27 protein-coding genes and 1 pseudogene are annotated in these 23,273 nt (G+C 43.5%); 12 read left to right on the forward strand and 16 right to left on the reverse strand.

Features of this window, described 5'->3' with window-relative positions; all coding sequences use genetic code 11:
• Positions 1-118: 118 nt before the first annotated feature.
• The 4 genes and pseudogenes from J5O05_RS08090 to radC form a co-directional block, all read right to left on the reverse strand.
• On the reverse strand, positions 119-1,003 hold the full coding sequence (locus tag J5O05_RS08090; protein ID WP_208844344.1) for a helix-turn-helix domain-containing protein: 885 nt from the start codon (positions 1,001-1,003) through the stop codon (positions 119-121).
• A 275-nt stretch (positions 1,004-1,278) separates the two neighbouring features.
• Positions 1,279-1,434 carry a 50S ribosomal protein L33 gene (rpmG, locus tag J5O05_RS08095; RefSeq protein WP_005493124.1) on the reverse strand — a complete coding sequence of 52 codons (156 nt, stop codon included), beginning with the start codon at positions 1,432-1,434 and terminating at the stop codon, positions 1,279-1,281.
• Positions 1,435-1,445: 11 nt separating this feature from the next.
• Entirely contained in the window at positions 1,446-1,682 is a 237-nt protein-coding gene (rpmB, locus tag J5O05_RS08100) for a 50S ribosomal protein L28 (protein ID WP_208844345.1), read from the reverse strand.
• Positions 1,683-1,969: 287 nt separating this feature from the next.
• Positions 1,970-2,646, reverse strand: a pseudogene (radC, locus tag J5O05_RS21775) (RadC family protein).
• 154 nt (positions 2,647-2,800) lie between these two features.
• Between radC and coaBC the strand changes: the two are divergent.
• The 3 genes from coaBC to J5O05_RS08120 all read left to right on the forward strand — a co-directional run bounded on the left by coaBC (position 2,801) and on the right by J5O05_RS08120 (position 5,233).
• Positions 2,801-4,000 carry a bifunctional phosphopantothenoylcysteine decarboxylase/phosphopantothenate--cysteine ligase CoaBC gene (coaBC, locus tag J5O05_RS08110; RefSeq protein ID WP_208844346.1) on the forward strand — a complete coding sequence of 400 codons (1,200 nt, stop codon included), beginning with the start codon at positions 2,801-2,803 and terminating at the stop codon, positions 3,998-4,000.
• A gap of 111 nt (positions 4,001-4,111) precedes the next feature.
• Positions 4,112-4,699 carry a nucleoid occlusion factor SlmA gene (gene slmA, locus J5O05_RS08115; protein ID WP_208844347.1) on the forward strand — a complete coding sequence of 196 codons (588 nt, stop codon included), beginning with the start codon at positions 4,112-4,114 and terminating at the stop codon, positions 4,697-4,699.
• 147 nt (positions 4,700-4,846) lie between these two features.
• Positions 4,847-5,233: a hypothetical protein gene (locus tag J5O05_RS08120; protein ID WP_208844348.1), complete on the forward strand. Its 387-nt coding sequence runs from the start codon at positions 4,847-4,849 to the stop codon at positions 5,231-5,233.
• Positions 5,234-5,238: 5 nt separating this feature from the next.
• Here the strand turns inward: J5O05_RS08120 and J5O05_RS08125 are convergent, their stop codons facing one another.
• From J5O05_RS08125 to J5O05_RS08135, 3 genes are read right to left on the reverse strand one after another with little or no spacing between them, the layout of a single operon-like run.
• Positions 5,239-6,231, reverse strand: a complete 993-nt coding sequence (locus J5O05_RS08125; RefSeq protein ID WP_208844349.1) for an MBL fold metallo-hydrolase — start codon at positions 6,229-6,231, stop codon at positions 5,239-5,241.
• The gene (locus tag J5O05_RS08130) at positions 6,231-7,475 is read right to left on the reverse strand and encodes a hypothetical protein (RefSeq protein WP_208844350.1); all 1,245 of its coding nucleotides are present in this window, start codon (positions 7,473-7,475) and stop codon (positions 6,231-6,233) included. The genes J5O05_RS08125 and J5O05_RS08130 overlap by 1 nt, the downstream gene beginning before the upstream one ends.
• Entirely contained in the window at positions 7,462-8,085 is a 624-nt protein-coding gene (locus J5O05_RS08135) for a methylamine utilization protein (RefSeq protein WP_244369927.1), read from the reverse strand. Before J5O05_RS08135 ends, J5O05_RS08130 begins: the two co-directional genes overlap by 14 nt.
• 226 nt (positions 8,086-8,311) lie before the next feature.
• Between J5O05_RS08135 and J5O05_RS08140 the strand changes: the two genes are divergently transcribed.
• Positions 8,312-10,345, forward strand: coding sequence for a glycoside hydrolase family 97 protein (locus J5O05_RS08140; RefSeq protein WP_208844351.1), 2,034 nt, complete (start codon positions 8,312-8,314; stop codon positions 10,343-10,345).
• Between the two features lie 264 nt (positions 10,346-10,609).
• Here J5O05_RS08140 and J5O05_RS08145 read toward each other — a convergent pair whose 3' ends face one another.
• Entirely contained in the window at positions 10,610-10,918 is a 309-nt protein-coding gene (locus J5O05_RS08145) for a TraR/DksA family transcriptional regulator (protein WP_208844352.1), read from the reverse strand.
• Between the two features lie 388 nt (positions 10,919-11,306).
• Between J5O05_RS08145 and J5O05_RS21780 the strand changes: the two genes are divergently transcribed.
• Positions 11,307-11,516, forward strand: coding sequence for a globin family protein (locus J5O05_RS21780; protein WP_244369929.1), 210 nt, complete (start codon positions 11,307-11,309; stop codon positions 11,514-11,516).
• 41 nt (positions 11,517-11,557) lie between these two features.
• Entirely contained in the window at positions 11,558-11,725 is a 168-nt protein-coding gene (locus J5O05_RS22720; protein ID WP_341874715.1) for a globin domain-containing protein, read from the forward strand.
• A 131-nt stretch (positions 11,726-11,856) separates the two neighbouring features.
• Here the strand turns inward: J5O05_RS22720 and J5O05_RS08155 are convergent, their stop codons facing one another.
• Positions 11,857-12,177, reverse strand: a complete 321-nt coding sequence (locus J5O05_RS08155) for a 2Fe-2S iron-sulfur cluster-binding protein (RefSeq protein WP_208844353.1) — start codon at positions 12,175-12,177, stop codon at positions 11,857-11,859.
• A gap of 165 nt (positions 12,178-12,342) precedes the next feature.
• Here J5O05_RS08155 and J5O05_RS08160 point away from each other — a divergent pair, with 165 nt between their 5' ends.
• Together J5O05_RS08160 and murI are read left to right on the forward strand one after the other, a co-directional pair.
• Complete coding sequence (locus J5O05_RS08160; protein WP_208844354.1) at positions 12,343-13,581, forward strand: NAD(P)/FAD-dependent oxidoreductase; 1,239 nt, start codon at positions 12,343-12,345, stop codon at positions 13,579-13,581.
• A gap of 53 nt (positions 13,582-13,634) precedes the next feature.
• Positions 13,635-14,447, forward strand: a complete 813-nt coding sequence (gene murI, locus J5O05_RS08165; protein ID WP_208844355.1) for a glutamate racemase — start codon at positions 13,635-13,637, stop codon at positions 14,445-14,447.
• Here murI and J5O05_RS21785 read toward each other — a convergent pair.
• Positions 14,439-14,975 carry a substrate binding domain-containing protein gene (locus J5O05_RS21785; RefSeq protein ID WP_244369931.1) on the reverse strand — a complete coding sequence of 179 codons (537 nt, stop codon included), beginning with the start codon at positions 14,973-14,975 and terminating at the stop codon, positions 14,439-14,441. The genes murI and J5O05_RS21785 overlap by 9 nt on opposite strands.
• On the reverse strand, positions 14,950-15,336 hold the full coding sequence (locus J5O05_RS21790; RefSeq protein ID WP_244369932.1) for a LysR family transcriptional regulator: 387 nt from the start codon (positions 15,334-15,336) through the stop codon (positions 14,950-14,952). The genes J5O05_RS21785 and J5O05_RS21790 overlap by 26 nt, the downstream gene beginning before the upstream one ends.
• A 259-nt stretch (positions 15,337-15,595) precedes the next feature.
• Here J5O05_RS21790 and J5O05_RS08175 point away from each other — a divergent pair, with 259 nt between their 5' ends.
• The 4 genes from J5O05_RS08175 (at position 15,596) to J5O05_RS08190 (ending at position 18,869) form a co-directional block, all read left to right on the forward strand.
• Positions 15,596-16,195 (forward strand): glutathione S-transferase family protein, encoded by a 600-nt coding sequence (locus J5O05_RS08175; protein WP_208844356.1) that lies wholly within the window; start codon positions 15,596-15,598, stop codon positions 16,193-16,195.
• Between the two features lie 62 nt (positions 16,196-16,257).
• A complete protein-coding gene (locus J5O05_RS08180) occupies positions 16,258-16,896 on the forward strand; it encodes a DsbA family oxidoreductase (protein WP_208844357.1) in 639 nt (212 codons plus the stop codon).
• A gap of 34 nt (positions 16,897-16,930) precedes the next feature.
• The gene (locus J5O05_RS08185; protein ID WP_208844358.1) at positions 16,931-17,665 is read left to right on the forward strand and encodes a LuxR C-terminal-related transcriptional regulator; all 735 of its coding nucleotides are present in this window, start codon (positions 16,931-16,933) and stop codon (positions 17,663-17,665) included.
• A gap of 55 nt (positions 17,666-17,720) precedes the next feature.
• Positions 17,721-18,869 carry a hypothetical protein gene (locus J5O05_RS08190; RefSeq protein ID WP_208844359.1) on the forward strand — a complete coding sequence of 383 codons (1,149 nt, stop codon included), beginning with the start codon at positions 17,721-17,723 and terminating at the stop codon, positions 18,867-18,869.
• 550 nt (positions 18,870-19,419) lie between these two features.
• On the opposite strand, the gene J5O05_RS08195 is transcribed toward J5O05_RS08190, so the two are convergent.
• From J5O05_RS08195 to J5O05_RS08215, 5 genes are all read right to left on the reverse strand, one after another.
• Positions 19,420-20,190 (reverse strand): sulfite exporter TauE/SafE family protein, encoded by a 771-nt coding sequence (locus J5O05_RS08195; protein ID WP_208844360.1) that lies wholly within the window; start codon positions 20,188-20,190, stop codon positions 19,420-19,422.
• Between the two features lie 12 nt (positions 20,191-20,202).
• Positions 20,203-21,456 (reverse strand): benzoate/H(+) symporter BenE family transporter, encoded by a 1,254-nt coding sequence (locus tag J5O05_RS08200; RefSeq protein ID WP_208844361.1) that lies wholly within the window; start codon positions 21,454-21,456, stop codon positions 20,203-20,205.
• 173 nt (positions 21,457-21,629) lie between these two features.
• Complete coding sequence (locus J5O05_RS08205; protein WP_208844362.1) at positions 21,630-21,827, reverse strand: tautomerase family protein; 198 nt, start codon at positions 21,825-21,827, stop codon at positions 21,630-21,632.
• Positions 21,828-21,925: 98 nt separating this feature from the next.
• Complete coding sequence (locus J5O05_RS08210) at positions 21,926-22,252, reverse strand: rhodanese-like domain-containing protein (protein ID WP_208844363.1); 327 nt, start codon at positions 22,250-22,252, stop codon at positions 21,926-21,928.
• A gap of 11 nt (positions 22,253-22,263) precedes the next feature.
• The gene (locus tag J5O05_RS08215; protein WP_208844364.1) at positions 22,264-23,244 is read right to left on the reverse strand and encodes a phytanoyl-CoA dioxygenase family protein; all 981 of its coding nucleotides are present in this window, start codon (positions 23,242-23,244) and stop codon (positions 22,264-22,266) included.
• Positions 23,245-23,273: the final 29 nt, after the last annotated feature.

Consider the following 23,273-nt stretch of genomic DNA (forward strand, 5'->3'; position numbering starts at 1 on the left):
CATGAAAATCAGTTAACATGCTAATTTACTCATTAAAACTCAATACCGAACCCAGTCTATCTAATCCGGTTATGTATAAAGAACATGCTGTTGATTAAAAGGCTTTTTAAGATGTTAGTTAAGTTAACGCGAAATTTGGCGGCTGCTGTCTAATGCGAGTGCCAATGAAAAGCAATATTACAACGCTTGCCATCAGACCTGATTTTAAGTATTCAAAATAGTCATAGACATACGTTATTTTCCAAAAATATTTGGCAAAACTTTCGTCAAAACCTAAATACTCTAGATTGCGAATTAGATTTTCAACAAATGCCACTCCATCCACCAACAAAAAACCTATCGCTACAGCATATATAGGCCCTTCAATAAAGTTCTTTTCCAGCACTCGTTTGTTATTTCCTTTTGAAAACCAAAGTGAAAGTAAGGTTCGGTTTTTTAAAAGTACAATCAACAAGATATCGACTACAATGCACGCCCCAAAAGCCACTGCATTTTGTATCAAGCTATTGAAGTTTGGAAATATATAAATATCAATTGGGTAAAAGATGAGATCAGCTATTACGTATGTAACCAAAAAAACTAACGACATTGTCATACTATTAAGATCTTTTCTTGCGAAAAAAATGAGCAAAATATGTAGAAAGCAGAATAAATATTGAGTGTTATGGGCGTTAGTAGCAGCAGGTACCAATAAAATGAAAGCCAAAAAATCCAGCGTATTTTTACCAGTATTAGCTCTATCCGCTAGGTCTTCCGAGTAAAGTTTTTTCGCTTCCAGCGTATCATCGAGAATATCCGGTAAGGTGAGTTTACACAGAGATGCAAATTTAATAAGCGTGCCGAGTTTAAAAGAGCTAACGCCATTTAAGTAGTCATTAAACGTGGTAAGGCCAATACCTAGTTTCTGGCTGATGTCCTTTTTAGTATAACCTCGGCGTTTTTTAAGCCCTTTCACTAACGCATTTACGCGTAGGGTAATTTCATATTCTTCAGGTGTTTGCATTACACACATCCGAATAACTACATTGAATCCCCATAGCCACTTATTCAATCCTTCAGCAACAACGACAACATTATAAAAATGTTAATTATGTTTTTATTACTTCTATATTGTCAACATTCAGTTTCACTGCGAAGTAGAGGCTGCTACGCCGTAATTTGAACGAAGCAATTTACTTTTATCTGGTAGCAAGGCGTCGCAAGCTATTGTATTAAAACTCAAATCACAGGCATAAAAAAACCCGGCTAAACCGGGCTTTTTGCGAACATGGAAGCAAATTACTTGATTTTTGCTTCTTTGAAGATCACGTGCTTACGAACTTTAGGATCGTATTTTTTGATCTCCATCTTTTCAGGCATGTTACGCTTGTTCTTGTCGGTAGTGTAGAAATAACCAGTACCAGCTGTAGAAACTAAACGGATCTTATCACGCATGACTTAGCTCCTTAAATCTTTTCGCCGCGAGCACGGATATCTACTAATACCGCGTCGATGCCTTTCTTATCGATAATACGCATACCTTTAGTAGTAGTGCGTAGAGTAACAAAGCGCTTTTCGCTTTCAACCCAAAAACGGTGAGTTTGTAGGTTAGGTAGGAAACGACGCTTAGTCGCGTTGCGCGCGTGTGAACGGTTGTTACCAACCACTGGGCGCTTACCTGTAACTTGACAGACTTTAGACATGTCTATGTATCTCCAATAACTTCGCTCGAGCTTAATTTTTCCCTTGAGGCCGTTAACTGCGTGCCCCGGGATTAATCGAAGGGCGCTCTTTATACAGCATATACAGGCAGAGATCAAGGATCTGATCCTATGTAATCAGCTCATGTGTAAATTTGATAGCGGCCAATTATAATGATCCATCGCCCGAAACGAAAGCAAAAACTGCATTTAAATTAAACTATTTTTACCGACGCAGGAGCTGCTGTATGAAATCTCGCCTAGAACCACGAAGTTAGCGCGAATTTACGCTATATCAAGCCTCGCTCCGCGAACGACAAGCAGTCTGGACCTGCCACTATCAGGTGGTCTAAAACCTGCACATCTATTAATCCAAGTGCATGTTGTAACTTTTTGGTGATCAGTTTGTCTGCTTGGCTTGGTTCTGCTACGCCCGAAGGATGATTGTGTGCCAAAATCAGTGACGCAGACGTTAATTTTTAACGCTGCCTTCACTACTTCTCGGGGATACACTGACGCTGCATTGATTGTTCCTTGAAAAAGTACTTCGTCTTTAATCAAACGATTTTGATTGTCTAAATAAAGTACTACAAAGACTTCATGCCCGAAGTCCTCGTAACTTCATGGTGAGGTAGTTTCTCACAGCATCTGGTGAATCAAACAACGTGGTGCGCAAGCAAGGCTCTTTGAGATAACGTTTACACAATTCAAGCACCGCTTGAAGTTGAACATATTTCGCTTCTCCCATACCTTTAATCGCAGCAAATTCAGGCAATGTTGCATTAAACAAATTGTGGAGACTTTCCGTTTTTCGAAGCAGCATTTCCGCCAGTTCGACCGCATTCATCCCGGCGATTCCGGTGCGTAAAAAGATGGCCAAAAGTTCTGCGTCTGAAAGCGTTTCAGGCCCGAGATTCAACAGTTTTTCTCTTGGTCGCTGAGATTTAGGTAAAGCAAGTAAATGCATCCCGATACTATCCTTCCTTGAATTGATTGGGCCGCTAAGTGTAGACCGAATTGCACTAAGTGCCAGTTGACACTGCAACTTCACGGCGAAAGCTCAACAGACTAAACAGAGTGTGGTAAGGTTGTGCGAGTTTTTCGAGTTTGAGTAAACGTGAATGAGTCAAAGTGCTAAAAAAATCGTTTTGGGGATCACGGGTGGTATTGCAGCCTATAAATGTGCAGAGCTAGTACGCCGATTAAAAGACAACGGCCATCAAGTGAAAGTCGTCATGACTGAATCGGCCAAAGAATTTATTACGCCTTTGACCATGCAGGCAGTGTCTGGCGAAATGATTTCAGATTCGCTGCTCGACCCAAGTGCTGAGGCTGCGATGGGCCATATTGAATTTGCGAAATGGGCTGATTTGATTTTGGTCGCTCCTGCTACAGCAAATACCATAGCTAAAATGGCGGCAGGCATTGCTGATGACTTACTCACAACTTTGCTGCTCGCCACTCCGGCAAAGGTTGCGATTGCCCCGGCAATGAACCAGCAAATGTACAAGCACGCCGCAACCCAAGCGAATTTAAGCCTGCTCGCCAGTCGCGGAATTGCGATTTGGGGTCCAGGCGTTGGCGAACAAGCGTGTGGTGATGTCGGTGCGGGTCGCATGCTTGAACCCCATGAATTAGTTGCCCATTGCCTTGCAGCTCTTTCACCTGAAGTACCATTACTTGCAGGCAAAACCGTTACAATTACAGCGGGTCCTACTCGAGAAGCACTTGATCCCGTACGCTTTATTAGTAATCACAGTTCAGGAAAAATGGGCTTTGCGTTAGCCGAAGCGGCACTCAAATTGGGTGCAAAGGTCACACTGATTGCGGAGCCTGTTTCACTCAGTACACCACAAGGCGCGACACGTATTAACGTTGACAGCGCACTCGACATGCGAGCTGCTGCACTCGAACAAGCCGTTCAGTCAGACATTTTTATCGGCTGCGCTGCTGTTGCAGATTATCGCCCCGCGGTTGTTGCTGAGCAAAAAATGAAAAAACAAGGTGATGAACTCACCATTACAATGGTGAAAAACCCAGACATCATCGCAGAAGTTGCCCATTTAACCGAAAATCGACCTTATACCGTGGGTTTTGCTGCAGAAACGCAGGATGTGGCAAATTACGCGAAGGGCAAATTGAAAAACAAAAAGCTCGATATGATTTGTGCCAACGATGTATCGCGTGAAGGCTTAGGATTTAATGCGGACAGCAATGCGTTAACGTTATTTTGGCAAGATGAAAGTGTTGAATTACCACAGAGTGATAAAAAAGAGCTAGCGCTTACTGTCTTAAAACGGCTTGCCACCAAGCTGTCATAACCACCCTTTAAAATGCTGGAAAGAAACTGAATAAAACATTAACATGAACTCACCATTTGCATGGAGGTGGGTTCATGCAAAATTATAATAATGATAAATAAGGGAAGCTTCATGCCAGCGACAAAGCGCAGCAACCGCAAAGAGCAGATCCTGCAATGTCTTGCTCAAATGCTCGAAACCTGTCCAGGACAACGCATCACAACCGCTAAATTGGCCACCGAAGTGGGCGTATCAGAGGCCGCTCTGTATCGTCACTTTCCAAGTAAAGCACGTATGTTTGAAGGGTTGATAGAGTTCATCGAAGATACTTTGCTGTCTCGCATCAATCTTATTTTGGAAAACGAAAAAGAAACGCAAAGTCGTATCTATAACATCATGATGTTGCTACTTACGTTTGCAGAACGTAACCCCGGAATCACACGAATTTTAACGGGTGACGCGCTACAAGGTGAACAAGAACGTTTGCGCGAGCGCGTTCAAGGCTTTTTTAATAAGCTGGAAACGCAATTCAAACAGGTACTTCGCGAACGAAAACTGCGTGAAGGTAAAGCATTCTCAACAGATGAAGGTGCTCTTGCCAACCTCTTTCTTGCCTTTGTTGAAGGTAAAATGAACCAATTCGTACGCAGTGACTTTAAACAAAGTCCCTCGGCTGTGTTCGATACACAGTGGCAAGAATTGCAAAAAATCTGGCTTTAATACCGACTAACACGAATGCGTAGTGACTAAACCTGCTGCGCATTTGTTTTCCTGCCCTTCTACTTCTACTCGTTTCTTTTATTTTCCACCACAAAATGTTAACGTATTATTTAACAAGAATAAATTATTTACAGGTAAGGATACGAAATGAAAACAAATGCACTTTTACTCAGTGTGCTGACTCTATTAAGCAGTAACGCATTTGCTGCCAATGATGTTTATGGCACGGTAAGTGAGGTGATTACGCGCTCAGGGCCAAATGGCGACAACGCGCTGTATTTTCGTCTTTTACCAATTGAAAACAGTGCCCATTTTGAAAGTTGTATTGTTGATGGTCCATCAATGACATGGCATGTGAGTTTAGATTCGCCAGTTGCGAATTACCAATATCAACTCATCATGAAAAGCTACACCGAGCAGCTCCCTGTTCGCATCATTGGACAGGACGATGTGTGTAGCCAAGGAAATACGTCTAGTGATAGCGTGTTTGAACTCAGTCCGTGGTCTTGGCCGACACTGACCGTCCAGAAATAAAACACCTATTCAAATAAATAAAGGGCTAAATGCCCTTTATTTATTTTCGTTAAGTTCATTCGCGACTTCCGCCAACAATCCTCGCACATTATATCCTGTGATAAGCATTTGAATGGGCATTCCGTAGCCAGAATAACCACTGAATTGCGTTGAGATAAGAAGCCTCCAACGTGACGAATATCATCCGCGGTGAAGCGCTTTGTTTTGAGCTGTTCGGTGCTTTGCTGCACATACTGCATGGCTATGTTACGCATCGTCATCACCTGCTTACGGTTGTCTGCCACGACCTGAGAAATAGGTTGTACACCACCATGACCTGGATAAACCCTGTAATCCGCAGCAACAAGGGTTTCCATTTTATCGTAAAGCGCAAGCAACGCTTTTGAACGCCCCTCCCCTACATAGACAACATAAGAAGATACCAACGCATCACCCGTAAAGAGTTGACGTGTATCCACACGTTCGTAGGCAATATGCTCAGCAGCTTCTCCCGCTCCCAACGCATGCGCTTTAAAGATTAATCCATCTACATTAAGCGTCTGGCCATCATTTATAACCACAACGTTAGGCGTTAACGTTTTGGGATATTGATCGCCAAATACGTTTATCCAGCCGCTTGCCAGTGCATCCTTATGTACCTCATACATCGCCTTTTCCGAGGCTTTTGTCATATAGACCGAGAGCTTCGGAAACTCCGCTTGTAACCACGCTATACCCGCAAAATGATCAACATGCGGATGCGTGATTAGCACCCCGTTCAATGGCTTTTTGCTGTTTTTAATTGTCGCAATAATTGGGGCTAAATCATCGCGTAACATGAGAGCGTCCACCAGCACCCAACCTTCTTTTGATTCCAGTAAATAGGCATTGGCTTCATACGCAGGTGCACTTGCGGTAAAACGAAAACTTGCTGCCGCATGGCATTGCCACGCCGCAAATACACAGATGCTCAACAGCATTTTTCTAAATGACAAGCTGAACGTGAAGGATTTCGACATTAGAATGAGTACTCCGTCACAAAGCGCCATTGCGACTGCGAAACTTGCTCTGGCAACGCTGCTGCACTGCGATTTTCAACATCACTTTTTTGGTAAAGCCATTCCACACCACTTTGCCAATGCTTGTCGAATTGATAACGATAAGTCAACGTTAACGCATCGGTGTCACTCGTGTTTGGATCAAATGCCCATGTGTCCTTATCCGTCACTTTACTTCGCTCTACTCGCCCCGAAAAACGATGCGCCGCCATTTTATGGCTCAACAGAACGTAGTAACTTGAAAAGTCGTTGTTCACACCTCTATTTTTACCCATCGCAGTTGAGCCATCCAACCACTGAGCAATCAAACGCGTTTGCTTATTGAATTTATATAACCAAGCGACACTTAAAAACTTGGTATCCCACGCATATTGACCGGTATTTTTGTTAATCGCCGCAGGGTCCCCTTGATTGTCATACCAATACACTTTCAATTGCTGCTGCTTTTGATAATCCCAGTGTACGCCAAAATAATATCCCCATTTTCCATCCACTTCTGAAAACGGTTTCACTTGAGGCGCTTGAAAACGCAGTTGCGGTTCGTTTAAGGAACGAACTGGCGGGAAATACACCGATTCATTGAACATGGATTGACGGTCATGTGACGCAAAACCACGCCAAGCTAGCATCGTTCCCGCGGGATCGTTCCCCTTGAAAAACGCCGCATGTACACTCACATCGTGTGGAGAACGAAACCGTTTACCTAATCGGCTGATTTCAAATTCAGCTCCGAAGGTACGCACCTCTTCCCCTAGCCATGCGTTGATGCCTGAAAAACTGTAGGTGTAAGGTGAACTCCAACCCACTTGTGGATTTTCCATCGACATTGCAGGATAAAAACCGCCAAGTTTGACATTCCATTGATATGGATTGTTTGTCAAAGGGTTGTATTTTAAGAAAGCTTCTGTAACGCCTATTTTATCGGAAGGATCCGGCACATATTGAGCACTGACGTGCGCTGACCAATCCATGCCAAGTTCTGCACGTACATCAACCCACGCTCGTGATATTTCAATCAGTTCGGCTTCTTTATCAAAACGCTGATTTCCCCAGCCATGGTTTAGCCAACTTTTGCTGTCATCGCGTTCAAAAGCACTGGCTTGTACTTTCCCCTGCCACGTAATATTTGCTTGCGCAGCCATTGAAACCACAAGCCCAAACCCGGCAATGGCACAGTGCCAAATGCGACTATTATTCATATTCATCGAATTCATCCGCCATCGATTCTAATTTATGCACAAGGTCTTGTTTAATACTCAACGACACACTGTCGGTATTTTGGAACGTTCGCCACGCGAGCGTTTCCGGTTGGTTCAAATCAGCAAATTGCTCGTGCCAAACCTTCATTTGATATTGGCCATCAGGAATGTTCAATTCAACCTGTCCTGACGCATCGGTAATACCGAAGTAAGGCCCATCCACCACCACGATATAGCCAAGCATCCAGTCGTGAATATTACAACCCAACTCAACAATCCCCGCATGTTCAAATTGAATAGGCGCATGGGGTTTATCGCGATACAGCTTGAGTTCAAAGGGCTTTGTTTCAGAAAAGGAATACACATGGTGCAAGATATTGTCGAAATTAGGAAAATCGACATTCGCGCCTGCTGGCACGGCTAAGATGTGTGGTTGGAAAGTTCGGTTTTTCTGGCCCATTTCATAATGGGCGTCGCTCGAAATAGCCGTAGGCACTTTTGCCATCATCCAAACCACGGCATTTGATAAGGCATTGCCTTGCTTATCCGTCACTGATACCGTGACCGCGTGTGTAGGCAAGCTGAGCGCCAATAGCAACAGTCCCATTTTTTTCATCACGTTTTCCATACTAATCAGACCTGATTTTATTCCATTCACTATACGCCAAGTTTAGATTTTGCACAGCCAAAACCTAAAGTGTTCAACGAATGCGTGGCTTTAGCGACAAGACCGCCTAAGTAGAGGTTTTCATTCAATGTTTGAATACGTATGCAAAATATGGTGTAGACCTGTTCCCCTAGGTAAGGTGAGAGAATTACTTACAAAAAATAAAGGACCACCTATGCGATTACGTTATCTGTCCTTGTGTTTAGCAGTGTTGTCTGCAAACGCTTTGGCAAAAACAGAGCAAGTCCGCTCGCCCAATGGTCAGATTGAAGTACACATTTCGGATGACAATCATCCGCACTATTCTGTCTTTTTCCAAGGTAAGCCCGTCATTAATGAGTCGAAGCTCGGCTTTGATTTTCAAACGGCCCCTTCATTTCGCGATGGCTTCGAAATTGTCTCGTCCTCCCAAGATAACGTTTCGTCTACTTGGCAACAACCATGGGGTGAAGAACGAGAAATCACCGACAACCACCATGAACTTGCCGTGACCTTCAACAATAAAGCTAAACAACAAGCTTATACTGTACGCATTCGTGCCTTCGATGATGGCATTGGATTTCGTTACGAAGTCAATAATGCTAAACCGCTGACGGTTGTGCGTGAATTGACTGAGTTTTCAGTGGCGCAAAGCGAGAAAGCCACAGCATGGTGGATCCCCGCACGCGGTTGGAACCGTTATGAATATGTCTACAACACAACCCCCTTGCAACAAGCACAACTCGTCCACACGCCATTTACGTTTAAAAACGCTGATAACGTTCATTTAAGTATTCACGAAGCTGCGCTCGTTGACTACTCAGCTATGGTACTGGATCAGCGCCGTCCAGGAACCTTTGTAAGTAATTTAACGCCTTGGTCTGATGGCACTGCGGTGAAAACCAACGGACAATTTAAAACGCCATGGCGCACCATTCAAATCGCCAAAGACACCGTAGGGTTACTCAACTCTCGCCTTATTCTAAACCTCAACGAACCAAACAAACTTGGCGATGTTTCATGGGTAGAACCAGGCAAGTATGTGGGTATCTGGTGGGGCATGCACATAAACAAAAATACATGGGGCAGTGGCGACAAGCATGGTGCGACAACTGCAAACACCAAACATTACCTCGATTTCGCTGCAAAAAATGGCTTTGATGGTGTGCTCGTTGAAGGTTGGAACATCGGTTGGGATGGCGATTGGTTCTTCAATGGCGATGTGTTCAGCTTTTCAAAACCTTATGATGATTTTGATATTGAAGCGATTGCACAGTACGGTAAAAAGGTCGGTGCAAAGCTTATCGGCCACCATGAAACTTCAGGGAATGTCACCAACTACCGCAATCAAATGACGGACGCATTCGAACTTTATGCGAAAAACAACGTCAGCCAAGTGAAAACCGGCTACGTTGCAGATGGCGGTAACATCAAGCGAATTGATGCCGATGGAATCGCGCGCTACGAGTGGCATGACGGTCAGTTCATGGTGAACGAATACCTCGACAACGTGAAATTGGCTGCAAAATACAAAATCAGCATCAATACCCATGAGCCTATTAAAGACACGGGCCTTCGCCGCACCTACCCGAACTGGTTAGCTCGCGAAGGCGCGCGAGGCCAAGAATTTAATGCATGGGGCACGCCACCGAATCCTCCGGAACACACTACAATGCTCGCCTACACACGTATGTTGGCGGGTCCTATGGACTTTACGCCTGGCATTTTTGATATGAGCTTTAACGGCTTAGGTGATCAAACAAATCGTCCACAAACGACCCTTGCGAAACAACTCGCACTGTACGTGGTGCTCTACAGTCCAATTCAAATGGCCGCTGACTTGCCTGAAAACTACGAAGCAAGACCAGATGCATTCCAATTTATTAAGGATGTACCAACCGATTGGGAAAAAAGTATCGCACTGGCAGGAGAAGTTGGTGACTACGTGGTGTATACGAGAAAGGCCAAAAAGCATAAACAGTACTCTGGTAACGATTGGTTCCTTGGTGCTATTACCGATGAACAGGCACGCGATATCGAGGTCAAACTGGATTTCCTTGAAGCGGGCAAACGCTTTGAAGCGCAAATTTACCAAGACGGTAAAGACGCGGAATGGAAATGGAAACCGTATGAGTTAGAGGTAAGAAAACAGATTGTCACACAACAAGACACGCTGTCTTTGCACTTAGCAACTAGCGGTGGCGTAGCAATTCGATTTAAAGCGTTGTAACCAAAAACCTCTTCACATGCCCTTACTGCAGGCAACAGTAGTAAGGGCATTTTCTGTACTGCATGTTGGGTTTTATCTTGGAGTTTGCTTTCACTAGTTCGCCAATATTTTTTGCAACTCGTTTAAACCCCTTTCGAATTATCCGTTTGTTGGCTATTTGGATCCCGAGCTGACTTATCACAGTCGAGAATACGAATTGAGTAGAAATGCATAGTCAATCCGTACTTTGAACGCGAAACACAAGCATTGCCTTGAACTGACGCTTTATAAGGCGCAGCGTTGGCAGTGTATCGTATAGGGCACGGCGTTTAGTCGTTCCTTTGCAATATCGTCACCACAAGCACTGCAATGCCCGTATTGACCTGCGGCTTCTCGTGCAAGCGCAAAGGCCACTAAGTCCAGCTCATCACTTAGGTGCTTTTCCAGCTCTTGCAAAACCTCATCATTTTCACGCTGTTGAGCCTGTTCTTGGCTGTCCGCTGAAGTTAAGCGTGTTAAATCGGTTCGGACTTTCTCCAAACGGGTTTGTAATTGCAATTGGAGCGAAAGTAATTGTTGGCGAGCTTCAGTCATTGGCTTCTCCTTTGTTACTTTAACTCTAGTACAAATCGCTTTTGACTCTTGCGCTAAGTCATCACAACATGATCTATCGCAACTTTTGCCGACAACCACCTAAAACAGTGATCAGTGCATATCTTGTTTGTGTTTGTAGCAGGCAAAAAAAAGGCCAGAAAAACTGGCCAAACAGTAACATCAAAATAATGGGAGAATGTGAAAAGTAAAACGAACTTCAAAACGCTAAATGCTCTACTCATAAGATAAGACGGTGAAAGTGTCGATTTAGTTGCATCGTGAAGTGTAAAAAAGTATGTCAGTTGTAACGCAGCTCTTTAATGTAAATTTGGAAATAATTGAAATCTCTACTTATAGTTAATGGAATATCGCACTACAGGAAAGGACAATGGCCATCACTCCACGCCAAAAATTGCTTGTACAAGAAAGTTTCAAGTTGGTCGAACCCATTGCTGAGCAAGCTGCGGGGCTTTTTTATCAAACCTTATTTACCTACGAACCAAGCTTGAAACCGTTATTTAAATCTGACCTAAAAAGCCAAGGTAAAAAACTCATGATGACGCTAAAAAGTCGCCGTCAAGGGGCACCGATGATTTAGATGCTTTAGTCCCTGTATTGCAACAACTTGCAGCTCGTCACGTGGATTATGGTGTCAAAGCTTCTCATTTCACGCCGGTAGGTAATGCTCTACTTTATACGCTAAAACAAGGGCTTGGTGAAAAATGGAATCCTGAACTTCGACAAGCATGGGTAGATACTTTTCGGGTTGTGGCGACCGTAATGAAAGCCCATTCCTTTTCACATTAGTACACCGCTGGGTAATTCAAGACGAGTATGCGCGTTTAATACTCGTCTACCGCATCGAATTCCCAAACTAGGAGACTAGAATCATTGCTTAGCATCGAAGCGATAGCTTATATGTTACCGCTGCTTTGTGCTTAATCTTCAAATGGCGCGATAGTAAGCTCTAAGCCGTCCAATGCGTCAGTCATTTGAATTTGGCAAGACAAACGCGAGTTTGTTTGCTGCGTTGAAAGTCCTGATAACAGTTCCAACTCTTCTTCGTGTTTGTCAGATAATTTATCTAACCAACCTTCTTTCACATAAACATGACAGGTAGCGCAAGAACGAATGCCGCCGCATACCCCTTCGATTTCCTCAAAATCATTCTCGTTTAACACTTCCATTAAAATTTCGCCAACAGCAATTGGCACTTCGCTACGTTGACCTTCTGTGTCGGTGACGATGATATTTGGCATGCATTCTCCTTAACTAATTCGTTTTTCTTAAATCTCAATATCGACTTCCATACTACGGACGAGCCTAGTCACTGTATAGATGTAAAATGTTTCAGGTTAATTTTTAATAAATAAAAATATAACATTTGAGAAACATTTAAAGTCGCGCTTGAAATTAGGACACATATGAACTCTGAAACTTGTCTCATCATCGGTGCCGGTCAGGCCGCATCGCAACTTGCATTTAGCTTAAGAAAAGAAGGCTGGCTTGGCCCTATCACGTTACTTGGCGCGGAGGCAGAAGCGCCATACCAAAAACCCGTTTTATCAAAAGAATTCTTATTTAGTGAAAAAACAGCGGATGACATCGCGATAAAAAGTACTGGGGCGTATGAAAAAAAAGCCATTCACGTGCAGCGGCACGCCGTAGTCACCAAAATAGACCGAGCGGCCAAACAGGTCACGTTGTCAGATGGACAGCAGCTTCACTACGATAAACTCGCGATATGTACAGGAGCAACACCAAGGCATCTCACGATTGAAGGATACAACAAAGCAAACATCTTTTATCTAAACAGCTTTATTGATGCTCAGTCTTTACGTTCCATGATTTCAGTGCAGCAACCAAAGAAAGCGGTGATCGTCGGCGGCGGTTTTATTGGTCTTGAAATTGCCAGTAGCCTTCGCAAACTCAACATCGATGTTACCTTGATTGAAACCGAAAGCCGAATTCTTGCGCGCGTTTCTGCTCCAGAAATATCGTCCTATTTTACTGCTTTGCATCAACAAGCAGGTGTAAACATCATACTCAATACAAAAGTCACGGCGTTTAAGGGCAGCGACACGGTCTCGGGCGTGGAGTGCGACAATGGTGCACACTTTGATGCCGACCTTGTCATCGTTGGGATTGGTGTGACACCAAATAGCATGCTTGCTGAAGAAGCTAAGCTTGAAGTTAACCATGGCATAGTGGTCGATGCCAAAGGTCAAACAAGCGATCCGGATATTGTTGCGGCGGGCGACTGTACCGTCCAATTTCATCCACAAAGTGGTCGCCATCTTCGCATCGAATCGATTCAAAATGCGGTTTTTCAAGCCAAGAAAGCGGCAGCAACGCTGTGCCAAAAAACCATACCAAATGAAGAAACACCTTGGTTTTGGTCAGATCAATATCAGACCAAACTGCAAATTGCGGGTCTGAGTTTGCGATATACTCACACGATAAAACGAGGCACAAATGATAAATTTTCGCTATGGTATTTTGATGGCGAACAACTGCAAGCTGTTGATTGCGTCAACAACCCGAAAGACTTTTTATTTGCGAAAAAAGTGCTTACTAAGCACCTTCCTCTTGATCAGAACAAGTTGAAAGCGCAAGATACGCCTCTTGAAGAGACATGCCAAAGTGAATTAGAACCCGTTTAACTGGGGGGCATCTCTCTAATCATAGAATTAAGGTATATCTGAAGGTAGGTGCAATGAGTAATTCGGTTTTGGTGTTTGATTCAGGTTCTGGTGGACTCACGGTCGCAGCCGAAATCAGAAAGAAAATGCCAAACGTACAACTGAGTTACGTCTCTGATGGTGGTTTTTTTCCTTATGGAAAGAAGCCACATGATTTACTCAAACAACGCATTTTAGATGTCGTTTCAGCCGCAAGCGAACTAACTCGACCCGACATCATCGTCATTGCCTGTAATACCGCAAGTACGATTGCGCTCGATTTACTCAGAGCAAAACTCAATGTGCCGATTGTTGGTGTTGTACCCGCGATTAAGCCCGCTGCAGCGCTGACAAAATCAGGGGTAGTGATGGTACTCGGGACGCATACTACCGTTAATTCCGCCTATGTAAAACAACTCATCGCCGACTTTGCGACGGGGTGTCGAGTACTTGTTGAAGACTCTGAAGCGTTAGTCCTAGCCTCAGAGCAAAAGCTCACATCAGATCCCTTCGATGGACAAAATGTAACACAAGAAATGCAACGCATTTTCGCTCAACATACGGCGAGCGAAACCGATGTATTGGTTCTTGCCTGCACGCACTTTCCGTTATTGAATGACGAGATCAAAAGTGCAATCCCAAGTCATGTAAATGTCATTGATTCAGGATTGGCAATTGCAAACCGAGTAAATACATTGCTAAAAATGGAATGTAATCTCAACGAACAGGCTAAAACCTCAGAGGTGACCTTTTACACCACCGGCGAGCTGGACTCGAGTGAGGTCAAACAGCGCAATATTGAATTGTTGCTTGACTGCTCACTGACTCAAAGACATTTATCAATTTGATGATTTTAGGTCGTTTTTCTTCTTAAACCACTGCTCAAAGAAGTCTAAAAAGTGCCGTAACGAAGTAGGCACATGATGACGTGCTGGATACATCGCATAAAGCGTTAATTTCGCCGTATTATGCTCCGATAAGATGGACACGATTTCCCCATCATCAATCGCTTTTTGACAGACAAAATCGGGAAAGAAGCCAATTCCATGACCCGCCCTGACCAAATCTAACATGAAAATTGTGCTATTGGCTTTTAACGATCCGTTGACCGCAACCCCCTGCCCAACGGGCCACACATTCTTTTTTCTAAAGTAACGATAGACAAAACAGTTGTGCCGTTCTAAATCTTCAGGCAAGAGAATAGGCGCATGCGCAGACAAATACTCAGGTGATGCAACCACATGGTAGTTGAATTGCGTTAATTTTTTACCTACATAGTTTGAATCGAATGTCGCACTCGCGGCTCGAAATCCGACATCAAATCCCTGCTCGATGAGATCAATTGATTCATCACTTAAAAAAACTTCGAGTCTCAATATGCGGATACAAACGCATAAACTCGGTGAAAATGGGAGACAGTTCTGTCAAACCCAATGCCATCGGGAGACTAATTTTAAGTTTTCCGGCTGGACGTTTTTGAATTAATTGAATGTCAGAATGGGCTTCTTCTACTTCGCGCAAAATACTTTTACAGCGCTTTAAGTAAATCATGCCAAGTGACGTGAGCTGCAAATGGCGTGTCGAGCGGTGTAACAAACGCGCTCCAACATATTCTTCTAACTTACTTATTTCTTTGCTTATTTTAGATTTAGACAAGTTTGCTTCTTCCGCCACTGCGGTAAAACTGCCTAACTCTGATAGACGGATAAAAATCTCCATCGCCCCTAATCTATCCATTGAACCACCTACCTAAATGAACAAATGAAGGCGTATCGTACACTAACGCCCCTCAAAAAAAACAACATTTAAATTACATTTTTACAATCATCCATAAACAGGATTGTTTCCTGTACGTAAACGGTATGTTTGAAAAGCGACTGTTTATCGTCAAAGTCGAACTGATTAACCTTGTCACAACGTTGAGCAATAGGAGCTGAACGTTTGTGCTTAGGAGCTAGAAGGCCCTCTAAGCGATATCAATTTAAAAGGATCTATCATGTATACACTTTATTATATGACGGGCGCTTGTTCTCTAGCGACTCAAGTAGTACTTCGCGAGCTAGGCGTTGAATTCAAGCTAATCAACAAAGACTCTGTAGAAGATTTCAAAGCTATCAACCCAGTTGGCGCGGTACCAGTACTTTTAGACAACGGCAAAAAGTACACTGAAGGCGCTGCAATTTTGCTACACCTTTTAGATAAGCACGCAAACAACCTATTCCCGGCGTCTGGTGATGCACGTGAAGAAGCAATTCAAAACCTACTTTTTGCTAACGCAACAATGCATCCTGCGTACAGCAAGCTATTCTTCATCGGTCAATCAATGACTGACACGGAAGTAAAACAAGCTACTCTAGAAAGTGCTGCACAGTCAATCAACCAACTATGGAAAGTGGTTGAAGCTAAATTAGCAAACCAACCTTTCCTTGGCGGCGACCACTACTCTGCTGCAGATATTCTTTTAACTGTTTATCACTCATGGGGTCAGTACTTCCCAGTTGATATCGTTATTGGTGACAAAACGGCGAAGCTTATCGACACAGTTAGCAATCTACCTAGCTTCAAAGCTTCTCAAGAAGCTGAACAGCAAAACTAGCGTTAACTCGAAGACAGGCGCGTCAGCGCCTGTCCTCATTCACTGAATATAGGCCCAATTTTATGAAAAATTTAAAAATTGAGTATGTTCACGACATCGATTGCTCATGGTGTCCGATCAACTACGCAAATTTAAAAACCGCAATTAAAGCGCTTAACGATGAAGTGAGCGTTGAGATTGAATTTCTTCCTTATGAAGTAAAACCAAACTTCAAAGTGGAAGGTGAAAAAATCAGTACACATCTCATGAAGCTAAATGGCTGGAATGAGCAACAGCATGCGGAATACAGAGAAAGTCTATTAAGAACTGCGGCTCAAGCTGGCGTCAAAATCGACTTTTCAAAACGCACGCATTACTACAATACCTCGCTTGGCCACCGCTTGGTGCATTTTGCAAGCCTGTCGAACAAACAAGCCGCAATGAATGAGCTATTGATTGAAGGGTACTTTGAAAAAGGCCTTAACCCAACAAAAGTAGACCAATTGTTGGAACTAGCAGCGCGTCTAGATTTAGACCTAGGTGAAGCAAAACAAGCTCTCACAGCACAGTTCCAAGAACCTGCTTTAGTTGAAAAGTACCAACGTGCAAGACAAATCACGACACGAGGTGTTCCGGCACTTCGTATTAACGGCAAACAAGTGGTTATCGGTACTCGACCACCTGAATATTTCATCGATTTACTTCGAAATATTGAGACCTAAGTGCTGATATAAGCATACAAGGAAATTCGTCACCATGGATATTAAAAAGTTCTCCAGTCTAGCAAAAAGAACAACATCTATCAGCTGTTTCGAAAGCATTCATTTATTATGTGAAGAGTTTGCAAAACTAGCAAGCATGAAGCAATTTATATTCACCATCGTTGAGAATAATTCATTATATTCATCAAAACTAAGAAACTTTTCAAACCTTTCTGATGAAGTTAAAAATGATATTAAATCGAGTAGCGAAGGTGAAAGTGCATTTATTAATTGCCAATTAGATAATTACACACCTCAACATTGGGATGCGAAAAGTTCTAAGGGTAATTCTGATGTAAAAATGGTTGCAACGTTCTTCAGTAAATATGGTTTCACTTGTGGGGTTAATATCCCAATAAAAGCAAAAAGTGGTGACTTAGCCTTTTTTAACTTGGTATGTGAAACACCATTGGAGGCCAATGAATTGGATTCAATTCTCGTGTTTGCACATACCTTTTCCTCTTATTTGTTCGCAAGTTATGTGCGAATCAAAGAAGAATGCGGCGCAGTTAGCAAACTCTCACCACGTGAAAACGACTGTTTATTTTGGGCATGCGAAGGAAAAACTGCATGGGAAATCTCCAAAATTATTGGTCTTTCACAACGTACAGTGACCTTTCACTTGATGAATATCATCTCAAAACTACAAGCAAATAACAGGCAGCACGCTGTCGCACTCGCGATCATGAAAGGGATCGTGAAACCAACTTTTAGAAATGTACAAGTCTAGAAGACACAACACAACACAACACAACACAACACAACACAACACATAAGGAAATATAATGAGAAGTTTAGTGGGAAGACTCCTATTAATAAATTTGATGTTATTTTCTCAGCTTTCGGCCGCAGAAAACATCGATAGGCCTAAGCACCGCCCTTGGAACGCGGAAAAACCTTGGTTGATCCCTCAAGATACAACCACGGCGATGAATAACCCTGATTACTATGCATGGCAGCTTTTTGTCGCATTGAACTGGCCTGCAGACACGTCGCGCTGCAAAGCAGACACGTATGCACAACTTGGCGAAGCGGGATTAACAGTCTGGGAAAGCTGGCAATCACGCGAAGAAACGTTTTTAGACGGAGCAGCTGAACCGCAAACCTGGCGACAAGGCTGTAAACAAGGCGGCTTTACCTCTTTGCCTACGGGCGATTACAGTGTCTTTGCTGACGAAACAATTCGTCTCAATAAAGCCGCTTATGACTACATCCGAGACCACAAATTGTATAGCCTTGACGAGCAAGAACGTCTGGCTCGCGCCGGTGTCGAAAACGTTAATTTCCCACTAGGGTCAATGACGGTAAAAGGCAACTGGGTGCGTATTACTGAAGCGGATAAACCGAACTACCACTGGCAAGAAATCGAACGTGATGGCCATGTTGACCTCTACGGTTTATCCGGACTGCACATTGTTTCAAAAGACAGTCCAACGTGGTTTTGGGCGACCTTTGAGCACGTAGACAACGAACGCCGTTGGGCGCAAACATACCCTACCGCTTTTGTCGGTTGGTTAACACAATCCGTTGATCATGCTGCTTGCTCATCAGATAATTTAGCGTGTAACGAGATCCCTAGTGGCTTTGGACTTGAAGGTACTCGCTGGGCAAACTACCGATTACGTGGCACTCAAGTTGACTGGTCAACAAATAGAGGGGTTCCAACGGTATTGGCCAACTCACAACTTGAAGCTTTTATGGACTTGGAAACCAGTTCTTGTATCACCTGCCATGCTTTGGCTGTAAAAGGTGAAGAAGGCGCACCAAAACCGATTGGTTTTTTACTCGAAGAAGTCAATATTCATGGTAAAAAGCTAGGTTACGTTGGTCCACCGAACCCACAACTCTTCTTAGATGGTAATGGCGAAGCGATTCCTTACCTAGGATTAGATTACGTTTGGGCACTGCGTAAAGCGAAGCGCGAACAGCCCTAATAAGCATTAAACATAAGGATGTTGGTTCGTTGTAAAAACGTGTGGTACCAACCCTTGATTACTCACTCTGTCTACATGCACAAACAACTGCTTTAAATCTGCAAATTGCACCTCTCATCACAACAACACCGTTTTTAACTCAACACTTTATTACCTAATTGCCTATAAAAAGAGTCCGATATAAATGCCTTGCTGCTGAAAATCGGAATAGAAACGACACCTTAATCAGTTCGTCAACTCGATAGCAGTCTCAATGGTACGGGTATTGACCTATCCTTTAGCCATTAAGCTACCGCCTCGGCTTTTGCCCCTCACCTACAACATACGGTATTGCAATATGCAAATATAAACTACAGGTAACCAGCTGTTTATAAATGGATAATAGTGTATCGAATACAGCGCTGTTTTTAAGGTTATGCAGCCAATTAGCACGCTTTTCATCACGCACAACTGCAGGTATCGGGGAGCTAATAGCGGCGTAGAAATAAAAACGGCTGGTTACATAAACGTATCCAGCCGTGCGAGGTAAAAATAGTGAACGTGAAACAGGCTAAAAGTTAAACACCATTTTCCCAACGTTAGCTGAGAGCATGGCAATGAGAACAAAGCTCAGTATTTTCTTCACAAATCCAGCACCTTTGGCAACCGCGGCATGTCCACCTATCCAACCACCGATGGAGTTGGCGATTAACATAGGAATGGCTATCGGCCACACGACCTTGCCTGCAAACACAAACACGAGTGTTGCTGCAACATTAGTGGTCAAGTTAATTGGTTTAGCGATGGCAGTAGACACCAGCAAGTCATAACGTAGGCTTTTGTTGGTTGCCAGCACCATAAAAGAGCCCGTACCCGGCCCTGCTAATCCGTCGTATACACCAATACCGGTTAAGAGTGACACAAATTTAGGCTTACTTTGTGGCTGGTCTTCAACGTGTTGATCGGTTTTGACTAAACGCGTGAACACCAATGCGACCACGATGCTGGTCAGGATAAGGCCTTCGAGAAACCAATCCGGTGCCAAAATCGCCAATTTACTACCTAAAATAGACCCTAAGAAACACGGTATGATAGCCAACGCGACATAACGCCATTTGATTAACTTGTTGAGCGAGTATTTCAGCACAACAAAGCTGGTGCCCACCATCGACACCACTTTGTTCGTTGCTAACGATGAAATCGGACTCACACCACATAAGAGTAATGCAGGCACTTGCAATACCCCGCCACCGCCGGCGATGGCATCGATATAGCCAGCGCACAGCGCGACAAAAACCAGTGTGACCACGACCCAAATTTCATATCCAAAGAATAGATCCATTTGAGTACTTACCTATTTCGACACTTCGAACTGAGCCGTTTTACTCTTTTTTGCCCATTTTGAGCTAAAGAAAGTCACAAAACGTGGATGATTCACCAGCATCGCAAACACGCCTGCAATAATGCCCCAAAATGCTGAGCCGATTCCCATAAATGAGATACCGGAAGCTGTCACTAAGAAGGTGATCATCGCCGCTTGACGGTTTGATTCATCTTGCACTGCCGAATTTAACGCATTACCTATCGTGCCAAGAAGCGCAATACCGGCAATCGCGAGGATCAGCGCTTCAGGGAAAATCGTAAACGCTTGCACAACTGCTGCGCCAAAAATTCCCGTTAAGATATAGAAAAAACCCGCTGCGATAGCCGCGACATAGCGTTTGCTTGGATCAGGATGTGCTTCTTTACCGACACAAATTGCTGACGTAATCGTCGCTAGGTTGATGGCATAAGCACCAAACACGGATAGTACCGTTGTACTCACACCTGTCCATGCGATAAGCGGAGAAACGGGCGTATCTTTATAGTCAGAGGCACGCAATACAGAAAGGCCTGGTAGATTTTGCGATGCCATCGTTACGATGAACAGCGGGATAGTAATACCGATAAATGCCTGCATGCTAAACTCAGGCATAATAAACTCAGGTTTTGTTATCACAAAATCTAGGCTTTGAGCCTGGATGATCCCTTGATTGTAGGCAATTAAGCAGCCCACCAATAACGCTAAGATCACCGAGTAGCGTGCTGAAAACTTCTGACAAACGATAAACACTAACAACATCGCAAGTACCAGCACTAAGTTTGATTGCATCGCCGAGAATGCATTAATACCGAAGTCCAGTAATACGCCCGACAGCATTGCAGCAGCAAGTGAGAGTGGGATTTTCTTCATCACGCGCTCAAACAGCCCGCTAAACCCAGCGATACTGATCAACACACCAGTAAGCACAAATGCGCCAATTGCTTCGTTAAGGCTAACACCAGATGCGCCCGTCACCAGCATCGCCGCACCGGATGTCGACCACGCAGTGGTAATTGGTGTTTTATAACGGATGGAGAGCGCAATACCTGAAATCCCCATCCCAAGGCCTAACGCCAAAATCCACGAGCTGATTTGCTGTGGGTTAGCACCAAGTGCCTGAGCGGCTTGAAATACAATAACAACTGAACTGGTGAAACCCACCAATACCGTCACGAATCCAGCATTAATTGCTGAAAGAGACATATCCTTCGCTATCTCTTTAAATACTTTAAATAAATCAGCCATAATATTTTATCACTATCCTTTTCACAATATCAACAGCACAATAACATGTTTTATAGTGCCAGATAATATTTATGCAAATAATAATTAGCAAAAAATAATAGGCACTCTTATTAATATAACTTAATAAAGAGCACCTATACTCGACGCTAATAAATATATTTACTAAATATGGCTTAAACAGGCTTCTGAACTTGTTTACCTCCAGAACCCCAGTTATCTAATGCCACCTCGTCAATAACGACGGTGGTTAGGCTTTCTGGTTTTCCGAGTACATCTTTTAGTACTTTTGCAACGCCTTCAATTAGCTCTGCTTTTTGCTCTCTAGTGATACCTGTTGGCGTTGGTGTCACTTTAATATTTACGTACGGCATTATATTTATCCTTTGTCTTACTCGCTGTCTCATTGACAGCTTATGGTTAAGAAGCAGCTCGTGCTGGTGACGTTTCCAACACCGTTGGGTAACCGTGTTCACTCCACCAGCTCAATCCACCGATGAGTCTCTTTCACATTCAACCCTAATTTCGCCATTTTGAGTGCGCCATTGGTTGCCGCGTTACAGCCCAAGCCGTCACAGTACGTGACGTATAAGGTGTTTTGATTAAAGTCAGCGAGGTTTTCCGCCGTGATGTTTTTGTGCGGATAACTTACCGCACCATCAATGTGTTTTTTGTTGAAAGACGGAGTTTGTCTCACATCAAGTACCACAACGTCTTGGCCTGCTTTCATCGCTTCGTGTAAATCCCACGCATCCATTTCAAACGCTAATTTACTTTCATAAAATTTAATTTGATCCACGATGTTAATCCTTACGCGACTTCTTCAAGTTTGTTTGGCTTCAAGTTATCGTAGAAATTCGCGTCTGCGCGAATGAAACGGCGCTCGCGGTCTGCGTCAAAATAGGCACTTTCAACAATCAGTTCGTTGTCTTCTTTGCAGATTTCTAAGTGGAACTTTGTTGGACCTTCGTAACCGTAGTAGTTGCGTGGAATTTCAATCATTTCTGCACGCTCTTTGTCATAACGAGAGTCTGCTGAAATAAAACGTAATGAGAACGCATCACGCGCTTCAAGTGGACCCGCTTCTAAAGGTGCGTCGCGGTGTAAAACGTACTTGTCGAATAGAATGACGTCACCAAGCTCAAAGTCATCTTCGATTGAGAAGTATTCAAGCAAACGTGCAATACCACCTGAGTTTAGCGGGTCGTCACGAAGCGCTACGTAGTCTTCAAATTCAATTCCACCTGATTTGATGTGTTCATCCATACATCTGAATACAGCTGGGTCAATGAAGTCATACATGAATTCACCCGAGATGATGTCACGCGGCACGTAGCACATTCCACCACGTTGCTTCTTACTATCGATTGCGTGCAGTGGTGCCCAAAGCGTCGTACCGTTGTCTTCTGCACGGTTAAAACCAAAGCTTTGTGACTCGATGTGCCATGTAAAGCCTTTGTTTACTTTACCTGGTTCACTGCGTTTTAAGCTAAAACCCACGCCTTGTGTGTAGAACAAATCTTCTTGGCACAGTGACAACATAACGTTTTGGAACATTTCTTCTTCAAGTAATTCAAAAATCGTTTCGTCACCGTTACATAGGTCATAACGCAACTTATCAAACCCTTTTTGATAGTGGTCTGTTGGCGTTTCAAACTCATCGTTTACACGTGCTTTTAAAAACTCAATCATCTCTAGCGAGAAGAATTGCTTTAATACAACAAATCCTTGGCGTTGATATTTCTCGACGTGATCCGCTGTTAGCTGGAAATCTGGGTTTAACTTTCTCATTTTACTAGTCCTTTTCTTTGTCAGAATTA

The sequence above is a fragment of the Pseudoalteromonas xiamenensis genome (assembly GCF_017638925.1).
Taxonomy (GTDB): Bacteria; Pseudomonadota; Gammaproteobacteria; order Enterobacterales; family Alteromonadaceae; genus Pseudoalteromonas; species Pseudoalteromonas xiamenensis.